We start from the raw sequence: 17417 nt of genomic DNA, 5'->3' as shown, positions 1-17417 counted from the left end.
AGCGTAGCGTTGCTTGCAACGCGTAGCTCGCAATGCCCCGTAGCGACACCGCAGTGAGGGGACCCGAAGCGCAGCGTAGGGCCCCTGGTGGGGCAGGCGGGTTTGCCTACTTTTTCCAAGAAAAAAGTAGGCCGCCGTAAAGGCGGAAGGGGCCGGCAGCGTCACCGCATGAAATGGATAAGCCCACAGTCGCAACACCACCAGGACTCAAAGCCCAAAAAAAATGCGCCACAAGGGCGCATATCGCAAAACAACCCCACCCCCACCACAACACCGTGGTGGGAGCAGGCATATCACTGGATCAGCGCCCGATAGCCCGCGCCGCATCCGCGGTGTACATGTCCGGGGTGAACTTCGACTCGTTGAGAATCGGCCCCTTCTTTGCCTCGTTGGTCATGCCATAGCCGGTGTACTGCCCTGAGTTCAGGTCCATGAAGAACTGCGACCCCGCCTGCCAGCCACTCATGTCCGGGTGGTAGTAATAGTTGATCATGGCGTGCTTCCACAGTTGCCCGCGGGCATCGTAGTTGTCAGCCATCACCGCGTTCCAGGTGTCTTCGTCGATGAACAGCACACGCTTGCCATACACATGGCGATAGCCTTCCTTCAAGTCGGCCTCCACCACCCATACCCGGCGCAGTTCATAACGCATGTACTCGGGATTGGGATGGTTGGGCGTCAGCAGTTCGGCGTATTTGACGTTGGCAGCGTTGGCCTTGAAGGCGTTGGCCGGGCTGTAGATCTCGCGCTTGCCGATCAGCTTCCAGGTGTAGCGCTCCGGCCCGCCGTTGAACAGGCGGTCCTCGTCGACAATCATGGTGCCGTTGGTGCCGATCATCGGTTGGTCGTAGCCATAGCCCGGCAGCTGCCGCACACGACGGGTGGAGGGGCTGTAGTTCCAGGCCTGACGTGCATCGGTGGCGAAGTTGTAGGGTTCGTGGGAGATGCTGATCACGCCGTTGTCACGTGCGGGCTTGAGCGTGGTGTTGTAGCTCATGGCCTGGATCCGGCCCTCGGTCTTGGGCTCGACCGTCGGCGAGTTGGCCTGGGACAGGTTGCGCGCGTGGGCACGGCCCCAGCCGATGCTGCCGTTGGGCAATACCGACGCCAGGTCGCTGATTTTTTCCTCGGTGTAGGCCCGCGCAGGCAACTGGTGGTTCCACATCACCTCCATGCCGTTCTTGGGAATCGGGAACGGTATCTGCCCCAGGCCTTCGATACCCAGCCCGTCGTTGACCAGCTTGGCGTTCAAGGCGTTGTACTTGGCCCGGTTGCAGACGTAGTCGGGGTAGCGGAAGTCCCGATGGCCCGGGTAGATGTTCATCTTGTAGCTGGTGGGGTATTTCTTCAGCAGGGCTTTCTGGCCGTCGGTAAGGTTGGCTTCGTACTGGGCCATGTTCTGCGCGGTGATCACCACAATCGGCTTTTCAGCGGCGTACGGGTCCACCGGCTGGTCGCCGGAGAATTTCACATGGTTCCAGCCCGGTACTTCACCCAGGTATTTGCCGGTGTAAGGCGGGATGGTGCCCGCGGCGTTGCCAGCCTGCTCGGCGCCGACGCAGGTCAGCTCCTTGCCCAATTTTTCTGCTTCCTGGGGCGACACCTGTGCCAGTGCGCTACCGATCAGGCCGGTATTGACCACCATCGCGGTCGCGAGCACGACACCTGTTGTTGTTATTTTCATGTATTGCCTCCTTCGCTTATAAGGCTTTCGGGTACAGCTCATTCTTCGCGTTCTGGCGCAGCATTCATCGTCCACAAAGACTAAAAATCGGCCTGCGCGGCAGTTTTTTGCAGCTCGCTCTTGATCACTTTGCCGGTGGCATTGCGCGGCAACGGTGTGCTGTGCAGGAACACCTGCGCCGGTACCTTGTAGGCCGCCAGGCGTTCGCCGATGTAGGCGCAGATCGCCTGGGCATCGAGGTGCTGCACGGCACGAACGGCCAGTGCCACCGCCTCGCCCAGCTGCGGATGCGGTATGGCGAACGCGGCCGCCTCCTCCACCCCCGGCATGTCACCGATGCAGGCTTCGATCTCGGCCGCCGAGATCTTCTCGCCGCCCCGGTTGATCAGATCCTTGATCCGTCCACTGATGCACAGAAAGCCTTCTTCATCGAGGTAGCCGGTGTCGCCGGTATCGAGCCAGCCATCGCGCAAGGTGGCGGCGCTTTCGCCTGGCAGGTTCCAGTAGCCGTTCATCAAGGTCGGCGAGCGCAGCCAGATCAGGCCGCTGCTGCCGGTGGGCAACGGCTGGTGGGGGTCGTCGCCGATACGCACATCGACGATCGGCAAGGGCCAGCCACAGCTGGTCGGTTTGTAGACGAACTGGTCGCCCCCCACTGCCGCGCCGATGCCGTTGCTTTCGGTCAGGCCGTAGCCGCTGCCGCCAATGGCATCGGGTTTGCGCTCGATCATGCTGGCGAGCAAGCCCGTCGTCGAGGCGCCACCCCCCAAGCCAAGGCCGAACAGGCTGGCGGTGTGCTCGCCGCCAAAGCGCGGCGAGTCCACCAACTGCTGCATCATCACCGGTGCGCCGTTGAACTGGGTGCAGTGCTCGTCGCGAATCAGGTCCAGCGCGCGCTCCACATCCCACTTGTACATCAGCACCAGGCGCCGGCCGGTGCGCAGGGCCAACAAGAACTGCGCATGCAGGCCACTGACATGGAACAACGGCACGGCAATCAGGCTGGTCGGGGCAAAGCCGCTGTCGATCACCGCACCGATGCGCTCAGGCGAGCTCATGGCGCAGTGAGCACCCTGGAACTCCAGCGCTGTCAGCGCCTGGCAGATCGCCCGGTGACTGGACAACACCCCTTTGGCGCGGCTGGTGGTACCCGAGGTGTAGAGGATCAATGCCGCGGCATCCGGGTCCGGCTGCAGCGCCGGCACCGGCAACGGTGGCGCCGCCAGCAGGTACTCGTAGCGGCGACAGTGATCGGGCAGTGCCAGCCCTGGCGTGGCGCCGACCACAATGGTTGGCAGGTTGATCGCGGCCAGGTCCTGGGCGACCACCTGCAAGCGGGCGTCATCGCACAGCAGCAGGCAGGCGCCGCTGTCCTGCACACCGTGCAGCAACTCGTCGCGCAGGCCCCAGCTGTTGAGCGGCACACACACTGCACCGCAGCGCTGGATGGCGGCAAAGGCCACCAGCCAGGCCGGCTGGTTGCGCATGGCGATGGCCACGCGCTCACCGGGCTTGACGTTGAAACTGCCGATCAGTTGCCCGGCCAGGCGATCGACCTGGTCAAAGTACTGGTCGAACGTCAGGCGCTGTTCCTGCCACACCACGAATTCGCGGTTGCCATGCACCCGCGCAGCGTCGATGAGTTGCAGCAGGTCGGTAGCGGCGTGGCGAAAGTGGCGCGGGCCGCCGTCGGCCGGGGTCACCACTTCAAACGGCGAGCCCGGCGCAATCAGTTGCTCCCAGGCGCTTTGCCAGCGTTGCTCGATCATAGTGTTCTCCGCTCAGGCGCTCGCCGTGGCCAGGGCCGCGTAGCGCTCGCAATGAAAGTCGCGATCACCCAGGCAGGCCTGGGCCACCCGCACCCGCTTCAGGTACAGGCCCACATCCAGCTCATCGGTGACACCGATGCCGCCATGCATCTGCACCGCCTCATTGCTGACCTTGAGCGCGGTATCGCCGACCTTCCACTTGGCCAGGCTGACCAGGCGGCCACGAGCGGCGGCGTCCAGGCTATGGTCATCGAGTGCCGACAAGGCCGCCATGACCGCGCTGCGGCTCAAGGCCAGGTCGACATAGAGCTGGGCGGTGCGGTGCTGCAGGGCCTGGAAGCTGCCAATTGGCGTGTCGAACTGCACCCGCGTCTTGAGGTAGTCCAGGGTGGTCTCGAACAGCTGCTCGGCAGCGCCCAGCATCTCGGCTGCCAGGCACGCCCGCCCCCGGTCCAGGGCAAGGTCCAGGCTGGCCCAGCCCTGCCCCGGCTCACCCAGCAACGCCTCGCGCCCCACCCGTACCTGCTCCAGGCGCAAGCGTGCGCAATTGCGTGCATCGATCAGCGGCAAGGCGCTGCACTGCAGCCCCGGCGTATTGGCCGGCAGCAGGAACAGGCTGATGCCCTGCGCGTCCCCGGCGATGCCGGCCACGCGTGCCGCCACCAGGTAGGCATCGGCGCCCAGGCCATCGAGCACCCAGTACTTGTCGCCCTCAAGGCAATAACCATCGCCATCGGCACGGGCTTCCAGCCCCGTGCCTTGCGGCGCATGCCGGGCCTGTTCGTCCAGGGCCAGGGCCAGGCGCAGGTCACCTGCGATCAGCGGTGCCAGCCAGCGGTCCTGCTGCGCGGCGCTACCGGCCAGGTGCAGCAGCGAGCCACCCAGCACCACGCTGGACAACAATGGCGTGGCCGCAAGATTGCGACCGATGGACTCGAAGATCGGTCCCAGGCCCATGCAGCCGAAATCCAGGCCCCCCAGTTGCTCGGGAAACGGAATCGCGCTCCAGCCCAGCGCCACGGCATCGCGCCACAGCTGCGGGTCGAAACCCATGCCGCCGGCCTCGTCACGCAACCGACGCTGGGCGCTGACCGGGCTGCGGGCGGCGAGAAAGTCCCGCGCGCTGTCGGCCAGCAAACGCTGCTCGTCGCTATAGACCAGGTTCATGGCGTCACTCCTTTCTTGGCATCGGGCAGGCCAAGCACGCGCTTGGCAATTACGTTGAGCTGCACCTCCGACGCGCCGCCGGAGATGGTCAGGGCATAGCTGTTGAGCCAGCTGCGAGTAATGTTCAACTGCGGATCGTTGAAGGCCTCGGACTGCCAGCCCATGGCGTAGCCACCCATGAGGTCGAGCAGCACTTCGAACTTGTCGCGTTCCTGCTCGGTGTGTACCAGCTTCATGATCGCCATCAGGCCACTGATGTCGTCGCCCGCCTGCGCCGCTTGCCCCATGCGCTGCACCGTGAGGTCGTAGGCACGCTCGTTCATCGCGCAGGCCACGGCGCGGCCCTGCAGCACCAGTTCACTCTGGCTGCGCGGTTGCGGCAGGTACTCGCGCAGCAACGCCAGCAGGTCGACATGGGATGGCAGGCTGATCTCGCCGAACTTGGACATGGCCTTGCGCTCGTGTTGCAGCAGCCGCTTGGCCAGGTTCCAACCGCCGTTGAGCGGGCCGATCAATTGGTGCTTGGGCACTTTGACGCCGTCGAAGAACACTTGGCAGAACGCCGACTTGCCACTGATCAGGTCAATCGGCACCGGGTTCACGCCGGGGCTGCGCATGTCGAGCACGATCAGGCTGATGCCCTCGTGCTTGGGCGCGGCCGTATCCGTACGCACCAGCGCGTACATCCAGTCGGACTTGTCGCCATAGGAGGTCCAGATCTTGCTGCCATCGACCACGAAGTGATCACCCGCATCGCGGGCGCTCATCTTCAGGCTGGCGAGGTCGGAGCCGGCGTTGGGCTCGGAAAAGCCCTGGCACCAGCGCACTTCGCCGCGCGCCATGGGCGGCAGCAAGGCGCGCTTTTGCTCCTCGCTGCCGAACTCCAGCAGCACGGGTCCGAGCATCCATACGCCCAGGTTGATCTGTGGCGGTCGGCACTTGAGGCGGCGCATTTCGCTTTCCAGCACCGCCAGTTGCTCGGCGCTCAGGCCTGCACCGCCATACGCCTCGGGCCACTCGGGGCAGAACCAGCCCTTGTCGCGCATGCGCTCGAACCACAACTGCGCGTCGGCGCTCGGGAACTGTGGCCGCTGCGCGCCCCAGACCACGTCGCCCTCACCCATGGCGGTGCGCATGGAGGGCGGGCAGTTGGCCTCAAGCCACGCCCGGGTGTCGTGCCGAAATTGCTCGATGGTGCTCATGAGATTGACCTTTATTGTTGTTGGGTTACACCGCCAGGCCTACCGTTGTGGACGGGGCATGCCAAGGCCGAACTGGGCGATCAGTTCGCGCTGGATCTCGTTGGTACCGCCACCGAAGGTCACGGTCACCGAGGCGCGCACCTCGTACTCCAGGTCGCCCTGCAGCAAGGCCGCCGCCGAGCCACTGCGCAGCGAGCCGTTGGCGCCGACAATGGCCGCCAGCCGGCGCAGGATCTCGATGGCCGACTCCGAGCCGTAGACCTTGGTGGTCGAGGCCAGGGCCACGTCCACACGGTCGTTCTCAAGGTCGGCAGCAATGCGAAAGTTGGTCAGGCGCATGGCTTCAAGGCGCGCATAACACTCGGCCAGCGAGGTGCGCACCCAGGCCTTGTCCATCGCCCGGCGGCCCTGTTCATCCTGGCTGCGGGCCCACAGGTAGACGCGGCGGAACAGCCCGGCGATCTTGTCCGACCAGGAGCCCAGGCCCAGGCGCTCGTGGTTGAGCTGGGCGGTGATCAGCTTCCAGCCGCCGTGCAGCTCGCCGACCAACATGTCCCTGGGCACCCGCACGTTGTCGTAGTAGGTGGCCGTGGTGGGGTTGCTGGTGGTCGGGATCAGGGTGCTGGAAAAGCCCGGCAACTGGGTGTCGAGAATCAGGATCGACACACCCTTGTGCCGCGCCTGAGTGGGATCGGTACGCGCTGCCAGCCAGATGTAGTCGGCCGACTCCGCGCCCGAGGTCCACAGCTTGTTGCCGTTGACCACAAAGTGGTCGTCTTCGGGCCGCGCAGTGGTCTTGAGTACCGCCAGGTCGCTGCCGGCACCGGGCTCTGAGTAGCCGATGGCGAACATGATTTCGCCGCCGGCAATGCCTGGCAAGAAGCGCTCCTTCTGCTGCGCGCTGCCATGGGTGATCAGGGCCGGGCCTACGGTGCTGATGGTCACGAACGGCAACGGCGCACCGGCAATGTTGGCCTCTTCGAAGAAGATCAACTGCTCGGTGGCGGCATAACCCTGGCCACCGTGCTCCTTGGGCCAGCCTACGGCCAGCCAGCCGTCGCGGCCCATCTGGCGTATCGTCTGGCGAAACAGCTCGCCGCCTTCCTGGCCGCGCAGCTGCTCGCGCAGTTGTGGAGTCATCAGGGCCTGGAAGTAGTCGCGCACCTTGTGGCGCAGTGCCTGTTGTTCGGGGGTGAGGTCGACGAACATGTGCTGCTCCTTAGGCCGCGCCGAGAATCAGGCCGCTGGTGGGCACGCCGGTACCGGCGGTCACCAGCACGTTGTGGACATCCTCCACCTGGTTGACCGCCGTGCCGCGCACCTGGCGCACCGCTTCGGCCACGCCGTTCATGCCGTGGATGTAGGCCTCGCCCAACTGACCGCCGTGGGTGTTGATCGGCAACTTGCCGCCACGGGCGTGATGACCGGCGCGAATGAATTCCTTGGCCTCGCCGCGACGGGCAAAGCCGAATTCTTCAAGTTGCGGCAGCACGAACGGGGTGAAGTGGTCGTAGATCACTGCGGTCTGCAGGTCGTCCGGGCCCAGCTTCGACTGGCGGTACAGCTCGCGGGCCACCACGCCCATCTCCGGCAGGCCGGTGATGTCGTCGCGGTAGAACGAGGTCATGATCTGCTGGCCATCGGTGATGCCCTGGGACCCGGCCTTGATGATCACCGGCTTTTGCGGCAGGTCGCGGGCACGCTCGGCCGAAGTGATGACCATGGCCACCGCGCCATCGGACTCCTGGCAGCAGTCGAGCAGGTGCAGGGGCTCGCAGATCCAGCGCGAGGCCTGATGCTCTTCCAGGGTGATCGGCTTGCCATGGAAGAACGCTGCCGGGTTGGTCGCGGCAAAGTCGCGCACCGCTACCGCTACCCGGCCGAAATCTTCGGAGGTGGCGCCGTAGGTATGCATGTAGCGCTGGGCGAACATGCCTACCCAGGCGGCCGGCGTGTGAAAGCCGTGGGGCATGTACCAGCCGTAGTTGACGTTCTCGAAGATCGGTGTCGAGGCAAAGCCGTAGGTGCCGGTGCCGAAGCGGTACCAGGAGCGCTCGTTCATGGCCCGGTAGACCACCACCACCTTGGCGACACCGGTGGCCACGGCCATGGCCGCATGCATCACCGGCCCGCAGGCAGCGCCGCCGCCGTGAGGCACCTGGGAGAAGAACTTGACGTCCTTGCAACCGAGCAGGCGGGCGATTTCGTACTCGGGCACCTTGTCGACCGAGTAAGAGCTGAAGCCCTCTACTTCGGAAGGGTCGATACCGGCATCCTTGAGTGCGCTCAAGGTGGCTTCCAGGGCCAGGCGCAGTTCGGTGCGCCCGGAGTTCTTGGAAAATTCGGTGGCGCCCAGGCCAACAATGGCGGCGCGCCCGCTTAGCGATGAATCGGTCATCTGAGTGTCTCCGCCTGTCAGGGCAGGATCAGCGCGACCGTACCGGTCACGTGATTGCCCATGGAATTCTTGCCGCTCAAGGTCACCTGCACCGTGCCGGTGTCGGCATCCTTGCTGGCGACGCTACCGTTGAAGGTCATGCTGTCGCCGGGGTAATTGGGCGCGCCCAGCTTGATCTTCAGCGACAGGAACTGCGCCAGTGGCCCTGCCCAGCCTTCGACAAAGCGCTGCACCAGGCCGTTGGTGGTGAGGATGTTCATGAAGATGTGCGGTGAACCCAGAGCCTTGGCCGCCTCCAGGTCGTGGTGCCCCGGGAAGTAGTCACGGGTGGCAATCGCACCGCCCGCGATCAGGCCCACGGTGATCGGGATCACCAGCTCCGGCAGCGCGTCGCCGGGGTGCACGTCTTCAAAGCGCAAAGTGTTCTTCGAGGTCATATTTCCATCCCAGCTTGTCGTTATCGCCCAGCCAGTCGCCAAGGCGTTCCAGGCTTGCCGCCGATCCCCCCAGGGCAAGGCCCAGGGCGCGGCTCCAATAGAGAAAACGGTGGATCGGGTAGGTAAGGTCCACGCCGATACCGCCATGCACGTGCTGCGCGTTATGGCCAATGCGGTGCCCGGCCTCGCAGGCCAGGTACGCCGTGGCCAGGGCTTGGGCGCTAGTGCCCAGGCCGGCATCGAGTCGGTAGCACAACTGCCAGAGGCTGCTGCGCAGGGCTTCGAGGGCGATGTGGGCATCGGCCATGCTCATTTGCACAGCCTGGAAGCTGCCGATCGGCCGGCCGAACTGCTCGCGCTCGCTGACGTAGGCCACGGTGCGGCGGATGTGCTCGGCACTGACGCCCAGTTGCAGGGCGGCCAGGGCCGCCTGGGCACGCGGCTCCAGCCAGTCCAGCGCCGGCCCCGGCAGCAGTTGCTCGGCACCGATGCGCAGGCCCTGGACCTCGACTTCGGCCACCGGCTCGCCATGGGTCAGTACGCCCGGTACACGGCGCACTTGGGCAGCACCGAGGTCCAGCAGCACCAGCCGTGGCTGGCCCTCGGCCTCGGCCAGTACCAGCGCGGCCTGGGCCTGCTGGCCGAAGGCGAGCGCCGAGACCCTGCCATCGAGCAACCAGCCGCCTTCACAAGGCTGCGCCTTGAGTTCGATACCGCAGGCACCGGCACGGGCGTCGATGGACAAGGTCAGGATCACCTCGGCCGATGCGGCCCGTTCAGCCCAGCTCGCCGCCTGGCCCAGGGCAAAGTTCGCCAGGGTTGCCGCTGCCAGTTGATGGCGCCACAGCGGTACCTGGCCCAGGCTGCGGCCCTGGGCCTGGAGCACCAGCATCAGCTCGGTCAGGCCCAGGTCGCTGCCACCGGCCTGCTCGGGAATCGCCAGGGCATGCAGCCCGGTTTCCACGCACAGGCCCCAGAGATCGCTCATCATCGCTTCGCCACTGCTGTCCCATTGGCGCAGGGCATCGTCGTCACAGTGATCGGCGAACAAGCTGTCGGCCATTTGGGCGATGGCGCGCTGGTCTTCGCTCAGCTCGAAGTTCATGACGCCTCCTGCCCGGCAACCGGTCGGAACAGCGGTAAGGTCTGCTGCTCATCGAAGACTTGGAACTCCACCTGCAGGCGCTGGCCGATCTGCAATTGGCCAGGCGCCACGCCCACCAGGCCGGCGATCAGGCGTACGCCCTCCTCCAGCTCGATCAGGCCGATGGGGTTGGGGTGCTCGAATGGCGCCACCACCGGGTAGTGCATGACCACGAAGGAATACAGGCTGCCCCGGCCACTGGCCTGCACGGTATCCCAGTCAAAGCTGTGGCACTGGATGCACACCGGCGCTGGCGGGTGACGCAGCGTCGAGCAGGCGGTGCAGCGCTGGATCAGCAACTGGCCCTTGGCGCAGCCTTCCCAGAAGAACCGGGTGTCGTCGCTGACACCCGGCAGCGGCCGCTTGGCCACTACTGGCGCCTCATTGGCAGGCGCTGCCGGGGCCTGGGCCGCCGGACGGAACTTGAACACACGGAACAGCAATTCGCCCACCGGCTCATCGCCACCGGTTTTCTCGACAAAGTGGCTCATCACCAGGGTGACGAAAAAGCCGGTGCCGAGGCCGGTGGTTTTTTCCTCGCCAACCGACTCCAGGCGGGTGGTGTAGTAGAGTTTTTCGCCCAGGCGCACGGGCCGGTTGAAGCTCAGTTCGGAGTTCACCGCCACCACTGAGTTGTAGCCGTGCGCTTCAAACAGCTTGAGTACTTCGTAGGGGTTCTCGTCGGTGGAACCGGGTGGATAGTTGTTGGCGTGAAAACCCTCCATCGTCCACACCTGAAGCATCCCCGGGGGGGCGATCAGGCCTTCGTGAACACTTTCAAGGGCAGCGCATGGATCGGTGTAGAGCGGGTTGTCCACGCCCATGATCTCGCACCATTGGCGAATCATCGGTGCGTTTACCTCATCCCAGGCATACACCCGCCCGTATTGGCGCCCCACCAGGGCGCTCACATTGGACAGCAATTGTGGATCTGCCACAGTCGTCTCCTGCAAAGTGAGGGCAGCGACCGGCACGCCGGCGCTGCCGGGGTCGATCAGGTCGGCAGCACCTCGGCCGCATCCAGAAACGCCGGACGCTCGCCACCGCCGTGCAGCAGCAGGTTGCAGCCGCTGGCGTAAGCGGCCAGTGGCGAAGCGATGTACAGGCAGGCGTTGGCGATGTCCTGGGCCACAGCCATGCGCCCGGCAGGAATGCCGGCGCTCACTGCGGCGATCCCGGCGTCGGTGCCGTAGTGCAGGTGCGCCTGCTCGGTCAGCACCAGCCCCGGGCTGACGGCCACCACCCGCACCTTCGGTGCCCACTCCACTGCCAGCGACTGCACCAGCGCCAGTACACCGGCCTTGGCCGCGCCATAGGCGGCGGTACCCGGCGAAGAACGCAGGGCACTGATACTGCCGATAAAGACAATGCAGCCTCCTTCGGCCTGCCCCTGCATCAGCCGGTTGGCGTGCTGGGCGACATTGAAGGGGGCGATCAGGTTGAGGCGGATGATGCTCTCGTGAAACCGTGGCGATGCTTCGGCAGCCGGTGCCCGCGGGCTGCCGCCGGCGTTGTTGACGAGTACATCGAGGCGGCCGTATTCGTGGTGGATCGCATCGAACAGCGCTTGTAGCGAATCGCTGTCACGCACATCCGCCGGCATGAACGCCGCACTGTTGTTGCCATGCGTCGGTACCTGCAATGGCGCATGCCGGGCACAGACAATCACCTTGGCCCCGGCGGCGAGAAACTCGCTGGCGATGCCTGCGCCGATACCCTTGGTGCCGCCCGTGACGAGCACCACCTTGCCGCTGTAATCCAACCCCGCGTGCTGACCCATGTCGTGCTCCTTGTTCGTTTGACAAGGGTCACTCTAGGGGCAACCGCGCAGGCGTACTTCGTCTGAACGGACGATGAATTGCACCGGGTGGCTCACGACACTGGAGGTCAACGACTACGCGCACAAGGATGCCCATGGACGACTCCACCACCCCACCGGTTCTGCTCGAACACCCGCTGCCCGGCGTCGCCCTGCTGCGCCTGAACCGTCCCCAGGCCACCAATGCCCTGAGCCTTGAACTGCAGGCGCTGCTGTCGCAACACTTCACCACCCTGGCCGATGACCCTGGAGTGCGCTGCATACTGCTCACCGGCGGCGACAAAGTGTTTGCCGCCGGGGGCGACATCAACAGCATGGCCGGGGTCGGGCCCATCGACATCTACAAACGCCATACCGAACGGGTGTGGGCACCGATCCAGCATTGCCCAAAGCCGGTGATCGCCGCAGTGTGCGGCTACGCCTATGGCGGCGGCTGCGAATTGGCGATGCTCGCCGACCTGATCGTCGCGGGCCGTGGCGCGCGCTTCTGCCAGCCGGAAATCCGCATTGGCATCATGCCCGGCATCGGCGGCACCCAGCGCCTGGTGCGCGCAGTGGGCAAGGTCAAAGCCATGCGTATGGCCCTGACCGGGCAGCCGATCAGTGCCGAAGAGGCGTGGGTGGCAGGGTTGGTGAGCGACCTGGTAGACGATGACCAGGTGCAGGCCAAGGCGTTGGAGCTGGCCGGGGTGATTGCCGCGATGCCGGCGCTGGCAGCCGAACAGATCAAGGAAGTGATCCTCAATGGCATGGATGCGCCATTGGAGGCAGGCCTGGCACTGGAGCGCAAGGCCAATGCGCTGCTGTTTGCGTCGAGGGACCAGAAGGAAGGCATGCAGGCGTTCATTGAAAAACGGGCGGCGCGGTTCGAGGGACATTGAGCACACCCGGTCGCGGGGCAAGCCCGCTCCTACCGCCCGGTAAGAGCACGCTTGCCCCGCGACCGTCGCGTACCCATCAGATACTCATCAACAACTGCCCACTATCGACCCGCAACTCCACCCCATTGATCGCCCGTGACTCATCGCTGGCCAAGAACAGCACACTGGCCGCCACGTCCTCAGGCAGGCACATCCGCTGCATCGGATCACTGTCGATGGTCATGCGCTCCGGGTCCATCCCCGCTGGGTAACTACCGCGGGTCATGGCGGTGAGCACACTGTCCGGGTGCAAGGTATTGCAGCGAATCCGGTACTTGCGCTGACGACAATGCACCGCCACCGACCGCGACAACGCTGCCACCGCACCTTTGGAGGCACTGTAGGCCAGGTAGTCCCCGCGTCCGCCCAACGCCGCAATCGATGACATGTTGATGATCGAGCCACCCGTGGCCTTCATCAACGAAATGGCCTCGCGACAGCCGATGAACACACTGTCGCTATTGACCCGCAGGACCTGGTGCCAGGTGTCCAGCGTGGTGTCTTCCACCGAGCCGCTGCGCAGGATACCGGCGTTATTGAACAGGATGTCCAGGCGCCCGTAACGGTCGCGCAGCAACGCCATGACGTGCTGCCAGTCGCTTTCGCTGCTGGCATCGTGACGGATGAACGCAGCCGCTGCGCCGATCTCGGCAGCCAGGGCCTGGCCCGCTTGTTCATCGACATCACTGATCAGTACCTGCGCGCCTTCTGCCGCCAGCAGGCGCGCGCAGGCGCGACCGATACCGTTGGCGCCACCAGTGACGAGGGCGACTTTACCTTGTACGCGTGCGCTCATATTTCACCTTTTATTGTTTGCGGTTCTTCGCGGGGCACGCCCGCTCCTACCTGGCTGTGGGTCTGCCCCGCAATGGCGGCCCCCGCACGACGCCCGGAAAACACGCAGTCCGCCAGCGACAGACCACTGATGTACAGGTGCGAAGGAATACCCAATGCTGTGCGCCCTGCGGCATACAAGCCGGCAATCGCCTGCCCCTGGGCGTCGAGCACGGCGCCGCTGTCTTCATCCACCTTCAGGCCACCCAGGGTCAGCGCCCCCAGCGGAAAAACAGGATTGCCCACGGAGATGTCACAGGCATAAAACGGGCCTTGGTCCAGCACCTGACGACTACCCGGCGACTTGCCAAAGTCGTCCTCGGCTTCGCCCCTGGCCGCCGCATTGTTGCGCTGCAGCGCCTGCTTCAGCGCCTCGACCTGCATGCCGGCGGCCTGGGCTAGCTGCGCCGGGGTCTTGCCCTTGCGAGGCTTGATCAGCATCAGCGCCAGTGCCGGTACGGTCTGGAACCACCAGTAGCCGCCGAACAGCGCCTGGCGTATGGCCTTGGCCCGCAAGCGGGCATCGAGCACCAGCCAGGCACGGCCACCCTGCTCTTCCATCAGCGGCTGGCCGAGGGTGGCGCCATACACTTCCTCGTTGCAAAAGCGCTTGCCGTCGCGGTTGACCACAATGCCCTTGGGCCAGCAGTGCGGCGGGTTGATGAAGCGCCAGGCCGACACCCGCTCAAGCCCGCCGCTGGCTGCCCCGGCGCTCTGGCCCAGGCGCAGGCCGCTGCCGTCACAACCCGTGGCCCCCACCTTGAAGTTGCGCCGATAGCCCGGCGCATGTTCGCGCATCAACTCACGGTTGAAGATAAAGCCGCCAGTGCTGAGCACCACCCCCTGACGGGCGTGTACCCGGTAAGGTTGCGCATGCTCGCGCTCAAGCTTGCTGACGCGCTGGCGCAGCGTGTCGCAGTACCCTGGCGCCAGGTTCTGCCAGCGCTCGGCGCGGGCAGCGAGGCGCGCGTGGGTCTTGGCCGCCTCACTGCCCGGTGGCAGGCGCCACAACTCGGCACCGATCACCCGGCCCTGACCGTCGAGCACCAGCCGCCGCGCCGCCGCTTGCAGCAACGGGCGCACACCTGCCTTCAGGCACGCGGCCTGGAGGTGGCCATACAGCACAGCACCGCCCTGCCCCTTGCCCACGGTACGATGGCCTCGCGGCGCAGGTGGCAAGGTGTCAGTGTGTGAAGGCACCAGCTCGTTGCCGGAGTAGTAGAGAAAATAGCCATCGGCCGGGTACGAGGTCTTGCCACCCGGTGGCATCTGGTGGCCATAGGGCGCGCCGTGGCCTTGCAGCCATTCAAGGTTGGCAACGCTCTGGTCGCAGAAGCGCCGCAGGGTGGTATCGCTGACCACACCGCTGGTTTCATGCTTGAGGTAATCGAACATGGCTTGCGGACTGTCGGTGACACCGGCGGCCTGCTGCTGGCGAGTACCGCCGCCGGCATACACCACCCCGCCACTCTTGGCACTGGCCCCCCCGCCGGTAAAGCGGTCGGCGACCAGCACATCGGCGCCACTGGCGCGGGCCTCCAGGGCTGCGCAGGCACCGGCCGCGCCCCAGCCGATGACCAGCACATCGCACTGTTCATCCCATTTCAGCGTCTTGCTGTCGCTGACCCGTAACGGCGCCAGGATGGCGCTGCAACTTGAAACCGTATCGGACGTCTGCATGGCGGCTCCTAGCGTTGGCTGGCGAGGTGATTGGCAGCCACGTAGGCAAAGGTCATGGCCGGCCCCAGGGTGCCACCGGCACCGGGGTAGCTGGTGCCCATCACCGAGGCCGAGCAGTTGCCGATGGCGTACAGCCCGGCAATCGGCTGGCCATCCTCGCGCACCACTTGGGCATCGGCGTTGGTCAGCAGGCCCCCCTTGGTGCCGATATCACCAGCGTCCATGCGCATGGCGTAGTACGGCCCCTTGCGCAGCGGCGCCAGGCACGGGTTGGGTTTGACGTTGCTGTCGCCGTAGTAGCGGTCGAACACATTGCCGCCGCGGCCGAAGTCGGGATCGATACCGGTGCGGGCATAATCGTTGACGTCGGTCACGGTGTTTTCCAGACCGGCGGCGTCGACGCCGATCATCTGCGCCAGCTCGGCCAGGGTGTCGGCCTTCCAGTACAGGGTGTTGAGCCACTCCTTGCGCAGGCGGCTGTCGGGCATGACCTGGGCCGGCATCAGCGGGCCCATGGCGTAGTTGTGACGGAAGTGCCCGTCGAAAATCACCCAGGCCGGCACGCTCTTGCCGCCGGTGACTTCGTTGTCGCGGTACATGGCGTCAACGAATTCAAGATACGGCGCGGCCTCGTTGATAAAGCGCTTGCCCAGGCTATTGACCACGATGGCACCGGGGAATGCGCGTTCGGCAAAGATGCCACGGGGTTTCTCTTCACCCGGTACAGCGATGGTCGGTGCCCACCAGGCCCAGTCCATCAACGCCGTGGCTGCCCCCTGGGCCAGGCCGGCCTGCAGCGCGGCGCCAGTGTTGTTGCCCGGCGGCGTGGCACTCCAGTCCATGCGCGTGGGCTGCGGCAGATACTGCTCGCGCAGCGCCTGGTTCTGCTCGAAGCCGCCGGAGCCGAGTATCACCCCATGGCGTGCCTTGAGCGTCATCTCGCGCCCGTCACGCACCACCGTCACACCCGTCACGCGGCCCTGCTCACTGACCAGGCCGGAGAAATCGGTGTTCAGCCACAGCGGCACATTGCGATCCATCAACGAACGACGCAGCGATGCCACCAGCGAACTGCCCAGGGCGGCGCGGCGGTCGTACTTGCTCTTGCGCCGCCACTTGAAGTCCAGCTTGTAGCGCAGCATCAGGCGCAGAATCAGCAGTTGCCAACCAAAGCCCCGGGCCATGGCCTTGTGGGCGTGGCGGGCGGTCCAGGCAATGCGGCCCATCAACAGGGTCGAGGGTGAAGGTTTGCGCAGATTGTCCAGCTCTTCGCCCAGCAGGCTGGTGTCGAACAACTCGGGGTCCAGCGTGCGGCCGCCCGGCAAGGCCCCTGGCAGGTGCGGATAGTAGTCGGGGTACTTCTCCGCCACTGCGTAGCGCACACGGCTGGTGCGGGTGAGGGTTTCGATCATCTTCGGCGCGTTGTCGAGGTAGGCACGCAGGCGCGCTTCGTCCACATGATCGCCCGCAGCGGCCTTGAGGTAGGTCAGGGCCTGATCGACCGTATCGTTACCGCCTTTGCGGGCGAAGTAGTGATTGTTGGGAATCCAGATACCGCCGCCGGAGATCGCCGAAGTGCCACCGTACTTGTCGCTCTTCTCGACGATCAGCACGCTGAACCCCTGATCGGCAAGGAACACGGCTGAAGTCATGGCACCGGCGCCCGAACCGACGACGATCACGTCGTAGGCACTTTGAGTCTGAACTTGAGCTGTCATTATTGTTATGCCATTGGCTGAGAGTCAGTGAGGTTTTACCGGCGCCCTCGCACGGCGACCGGCGGGTGTGCTCCATGATCAGCGCCCCCCTATTCGGACTCATCGTCAAAGCGGACTAGATGTGGAAGGACAGTGTTTGGTAGAGGGGAACAAGCCAGAAGAGAACTTTCCTACATTCTTTTGGGACCACCTGGGAACGACTTGCCCCCGCCCTGCCATTTAAGGTTCGTGCCTTGTGCCACGCATGCTCAAGGACGCCCTATGTTCAGCCTGGATGAAATCTTCGCCATCAATCGCAAGTTCTGTGAACAGCTGAGCGAACCCTTCAACAACAGCCCCGCCGTCACCTGCACCCGCACTTTCACCCTCCTGCCCCTGCGCTACGCCGTCGTCGGTGGCAACCACGGCCAGCGCCAGCAACTGCCCGAGCTGCCAGCGCACCTGCACCACCCGCACCAGGTCGGCGAACTGCAGCACGCCAGCTATGCCATCCGCACCCTGCGCGAGGGCTTTCTCTATGTCCTCGAAAAACGCAAGACCACCGGCCGCTACACCTGGCACCCGCCCTACCGCATCGCCGCCAACGGCTTGCTGTCCCTGACCGAGCCCGGCCTCCCCCATGCCCCACCACCCCCGGCCTTCAGT

At 65.1% G+C, this 17417-nt stretch carries 15 protein-coding genes; 2 read left to right on the top strand and 13 right to left on the bottom strand.

What is annotated here, in order from left to right:
* Window positions 1–301: 301 nt before the first annotated feature.
* The 10 genes from H621_RS0118545 to H621_RS0118500 form a co-directional block, all read right to left on the bottom strand.
* Complete coding sequence (locus H621_RS0118545) at window positions 302–1684, bottom strand: DUF1329 domain-containing protein (RefSeq protein ID WP_028944830.1); 1383 nt, start codon at window positions 1682–1684, stop codon at window positions 302–304.
* A gap of 80 nt (window positions 1685–1764) precedes the next feature.
* On the bottom strand, window positions 1765–3453 hold the full coding sequence (locus tag H621_RS0118540; RefSeq protein WP_028944829.1) for a class I adenylate-forming enzyme family protein: 1689 nt from the start codon (window positions 3451–3453) through the stop codon (window positions 1765–1767).
* A 12-nt stretch (window positions 3454–3465) separates the two neighbouring features.
* Window positions 3466–4620: an acyl-CoA dehydrogenase family protein gene (locus H621_RS0118535; protein ID WP_028944828.1), complete on the bottom strand. Its 1155-nt coding sequence runs from the start codon at window positions 4618–4620 to the stop codon at window positions 3466–3468.
* Window positions 4617–5822, bottom strand: a complete 1206-nt coding sequence (locus H621_RS0118530) for an acyl-CoA dehydrogenase family protein (RefSeq protein WP_028944827.1) — start codon at window positions 5820–5822, stop codon at window positions 4617–4619. The genes H621_RS0118535 and H621_RS0118530 overlap by 4 nt, the downstream gene beginning before the upstream one ends.
* 39 nt (window positions 5823–5861) lie before the next feature.
* On the bottom strand, window positions 5862–7031 hold the full coding sequence (locus H621_RS0118525; RefSeq protein WP_028944826.1) for an acyl-CoA dehydrogenase family protein: 1170 nt from the start codon (window positions 7029–7031) through the stop codon (window positions 5862–5864).
* A gap of 10 nt (window positions 7032–7041) precedes the next feature.
* On the bottom strand, window positions 7042–8220 hold the full coding sequence (locus tag H621_RS0118520) for a lipid-transfer protein (protein WP_028944825.1): 1179 nt from the start codon (window positions 8218–8220) through the stop codon (window positions 7042–7044).
* Between the two features lie 17 nt (window positions 8221–8237).
* The gene (locus H621_RS0118515; protein WP_028944824.1) at window positions 8238–8657 is read right to left on the bottom strand and encodes a MaoC family dehydratase; all 420 of its coding nucleotides are present in this window, start codon (window positions 8655–8657) and stop codon (window positions 8238–8240) included.
* A complete protein-coding gene (locus H621_RS0118510; protein ID WP_028944823.1) occupies window positions 8629–9762 on the bottom strand; it encodes an acyl-CoA dehydrogenase family protein in 1134 nt (377 codons plus the stop codon). Before H621_RS0118510 ends, H621_RS0118515 begins: the two co-directional genes overlap by 29 nt.
* Window positions 9759–10739, bottom strand: coding sequence for a bifunctional MaoC family dehydratase N-terminal/OB-fold nucleic acid binding domain-containing protein (locus tag H621_RS0118505; protein ID WP_028944822.1), 981 nt, complete (start codon window positions 10737–10739; stop codon window positions 9759–9761). The genes H621_RS0118510 and H621_RS0118505 overlap by 4 nt, the downstream gene beginning before the upstream one ends.
* A 56-nt stretch (window positions 10740–10795) precedes the next feature.
* Window positions 10796–11581, bottom strand: a complete 786-nt coding sequence (locus H621_RS0118500; RefSeq protein ID WP_028944821.1) for an SDR family oxidoreductase — start codon at window positions 11579–11581, stop codon at window positions 10796–10798.
* Window positions 11582–11715: 134 nt separating this feature from the next.
* On the opposite strand from H621_RS0118500, the gene H621_RS0118495 reads away from it, so the two are divergent.
* Window positions 11716–12501 carry an enoyl-CoA hydratase gene (locus tag H621_RS0118495; protein ID WP_028944820.1) on the top strand — a complete coding sequence of 262 codons (786 nt, stop codon included), beginning with the start codon at window positions 11716–11718 and terminating at the stop codon, window positions 12499–12501.
* Window positions 12502–12577: 76 nt separating this feature from the next.
* On the opposite strand, the gene H621_RS0118490 is transcribed toward H621_RS0118495, so the two are convergent.
* From H621_RS0118490 to H621_RS0118480, 3 genes are read right to left on the bottom strand one after another with little or no spacing between them, the layout of a single operon-like run.
* Window positions 12578–13336, bottom strand: coding sequence for an SDR family oxidoreductase (locus H621_RS0118490; protein ID WP_028944819.1), 759 nt, complete (start codon window positions 13334–13336; stop codon window positions 12578–12580).
* Entirely contained in the window at window positions 13333–15054 is a 1722-nt protein-coding gene (locus tag H621_RS27265) for an FAD-binding protein (RefSeq protein ID WP_051270611.1), read from the bottom strand. Before H621_RS27265 ends, H621_RS0118490 begins: the two co-directional genes overlap by 4 nt.
* 8 nt (window positions 15055–15062) lie before the next feature.
* Window positions 15063–16772 (bottom strand): FAD-binding protein, encoded by a 1710-nt coding sequence (locus tag H621_RS0118480; protein WP_028944818.1) that lies wholly within the window; start codon window positions 16770–16772, stop codon window positions 15063–15065.
* Window positions 16773–17033: 261 nt separating this feature from the next.
* Here H621_RS0118480 and H621_RS27260 point away from each other — a divergent pair.
* Window positions 17034–17417, top strand: a 384-nt coding sequence (locus tag H621_RS27260; protein WP_036990069.1) for a toxin VasX, incomplete at its 3' end; no start/stop codon positions are given.

Origin of the sequence: Pseudomonas vranovensis DSM 16006, from assembly GCF_000425805.1 — a bacterium.
Lineage (GTDB): Bacteria > Pseudomonadota > Gammaproteobacteria > Pseudomonadales > Pseudomonadaceae > Aquipseudomonas > Aquipseudomonas vranovensis.
Note: the sequence above shows the minus strand (reverse complement) of the source record. Positions and strands in the feature narration are given on the sequence as shown.